Annotated in this window: 4 protein-coding genes; 2 read left to right on the top strand and 2 right to left on the bottom strand. The window is 48.0% G+C overall.

What is annotated here, in order from left to right; all coding sequences use genetic code 11:
• Together J4D97_RS22775 and J4D97_RS22770 are read right to left on the bottom strand one after the other, a co-directional pair.
• The coding region (locus J4D97_RS22775) for a 5'-methylthioadenosine/S-adenosylhomocysteine nucleosidase (RefSeq protein WP_208309595.1) at positions 1-769 on the bottom strand (769 nt) is incomplete at its 3' end.
• A complete protein-coding gene (locus J4D97_RS22770; RefSeq protein WP_208309594.1) occupies positions 762-1,712 on the bottom strand; it encodes an effector-associated domain EAD1-containing protein in 951 nt (316 codons plus the stop codon). The genes J4D97_RS22775 and J4D97_RS22770, both read right to left, overlap by 8 nt.
• A 26-nt stretch (positions 1,713-1,738) precedes the next feature.
• On the opposite strand from J4D97_RS22770, the gene J4D97_RS24105 reads away from it, so the two are divergent.
• Positions 1,739-1,966 (top strand): hypothetical protein, encoded by a 228-nt coding sequence (locus J4D97_RS24105; RefSeq protein ID WP_432207234.1) that lies wholly within the window; start codon positions 1,739-1,741, stop codon positions 1,964-1,966.
• 21 nt (positions 1,967-1,987) lie between these two features.
• A partial coding sequence (locus tag J4D97_RS22765; RefSeq protein WP_208309593.1) for a hypothetical protein occupies positions 1,988-2,208 on the top strand: 221 nt, incomplete at its 3' end.

The following is a 2,208-nucleotide window of genomic DNA, read 5'->3' as shown; positions in this document are numbered from 1 at the left end:
CAGCGGAGTACAATTGTTTAATTAAAGCAATAGTAAAGGCTGCCGCGTTAGCGCTGGCATAGGGTTGCGAACCTAAACCCTCTGACTTGCTTTTATCGTCAACTAAGTCTGAGATGCCGCGCACTACCAGTGCGTGCACCTGAGGATGCTGCCGGGCGGCTTCTAGGAAGCCGAAGCCTTCCATCTCTACTGCTAATGCATGGTTACAATGTTGCTGTAAAAACGTATGCAGTTCAGACGTTACTGCGCCATCTACTTTCTCACCTGAAGCTATCGTGCCTGTAACGATGTTTATAGGAGACTGAAAAGTGCCGTTAGGCAGTTGACGAGCAATATCCTTCCATTCTTTGGATTGCACAAAGTGGGTGGCTGTTCTTTCCAATACGTAAGACGAATTTCCTGCTCCTGGGCGAGCCTTAAATCCATCAGCGGTCGTTTTGCCCCGTTCATAGCCGTATACATCCTTACCGATTACAATATCCCCTAAGTCTACGTCTTTTAAGCCGCCAGCTACCCCAACGAAGAAGGCATATCGCGGTGTAAAGTGGTTCAGCGCTTGGCCAGTTTCCAATGCAGCGCTAACATTGGTTTGGTCTGTTCGCCCCAGCACAAGCTTGACTTCGCCTGTTTCAGTCAATAGCGTACCGGTGTAATAATCAGTTTGTGTGGCAGGGTGACGAACTACCTGTTCGTTGGAGAGGTAAGGGCGGAAAACTTGACGCTCATTGCCTTCCAAGGCACAAAGTATCACGACTGTTCGGTTATGCATGGTCAATGTTGCGGCGCAAGGTTGTAAACGTACTGTTAGTGGGATAGTGCATGGTTACCGTGTCAAGAAGTAACTCAATTGTAGCTCGTGTCTTTCGGGTACGCAGTTTGCGAAGGGCATCAACCCACTGCTCCCCACCAGTGCGCTGGGCTTTAATTTCATGGTTTTCTCCACCGCTTTCTTCCCAAAGACCATCCTGTAGAGGACCTTCGTAATATACCGATTGAAGCTCTGCCAGTAAGGATTTCCACCAACTGTCTTGAAGTTGGTGACGCGATGGAAGCGTGCTTAACCCAGGCATTAGATACGCTATGAATCGATTAATCATCCCTAGCAAGCTCACGCACTCAGCCAATGCCCCTTGCCACGCGCTGTTCCACCGGGAATAACTAAAAAGCTCATCAGCTGTCGAGGTCCAGCGCTTCTGCAATACCAGTTGGCCAAAAGCACGCGCATCTCCTGCTGAAGGTGAATTTTGATAAGCACGAAGGTATTGTAGTACGACAGGCTCTGAAACTGTAAATCGCTTGCTGTAGACTATAACTCGACTCAATGACATTGATGGGTGATAAAAGGCTTCGGTTTGAAAAGCGCTAGAATTAAATAGGTGCACTAGCTCTGGCTCCAGTTCAGAAGTAGATTCTTCAGGACTTTCATAAGTGAGTAAGCCTATAGCTGTCGATCGCAGAAATCCAATGCGGGCTCGGTCTGGGAGGAGCGCCCAAATCGCTGAACGATGAACATAATCTCGTATATCAGCTTGAGAGCTAGTACTGATCAGAGTTACTAATTCTGTCAGTACGGTGCCAGCAAACAGTTGATCTAATAGTTTTGTAACTATAGTTGATGATTGCGCAATACCTGTCCAAATATTACTTGTCTGTTTAGCCACGGCAAGCCATATAGCTTGCCAACCTACATGGACAAGTTGAATTTTCCGCATCAGCGCGGGCTGCTTAACACACAGATTTGCCGGAAACAGTGTTACGGAACCGCTACCCGCTTCTCTTACAATACGCTAGAAGTAATTGGCAGGCTGGCGCGTTACAGGTTTGGGGGTTATCAGCGCAAGGCTTTGGGCTCGACACGATCGAAAATCAGGATAAGTATCTGGATTACACGCCCGCCGAACACGCCTATGTTATTTTACCTACTGGAGGTGAGCCCGTGCATGACCTATCACGGTTGTTCGATTAAACTATTGTTCCCACCTCGTCAGTGAACTATACAATACATCAAGCCTTATTCGGGCAGGACCAGCAGCATGGCCAGGGATATGAGTTGCTGCAGACCACGCATCCAAACTTAAAGTTGGTGCAGCGGATGGGCAATTCTACTGATTTGATTGAGAACGTGCCAAGCCAGATCAAATGGCAGCCTGCACTGCGTGGACGCTTATGGGAAGAGTATTACTTGCTGTTTAAAACGTACCCAGATAC

The sequence above is a fragment of the Hymenobacter defluvii genome (assembly GCF_017589435.1).
Taxonomy (GTDB): Bacteria; Bacteroidota; Bacteroidia; order Cytophagales; family Hymenobacteraceae; genus Hymenobacter; species Hymenobacter profundi.
This window is presented reverse-complemented; position numbering and strand designations above follow the sequence as displayed.

Excerpts from the sequence above, each read along its gene's own strand:
- J4D97_RS22770 (WP_208309594.1), bottom strand. The coding sequence starts at position 1,712 with ATGCGGAAAATTCAACTTGTCCATGTAGGTTGGCAAGCTATATGGCTT.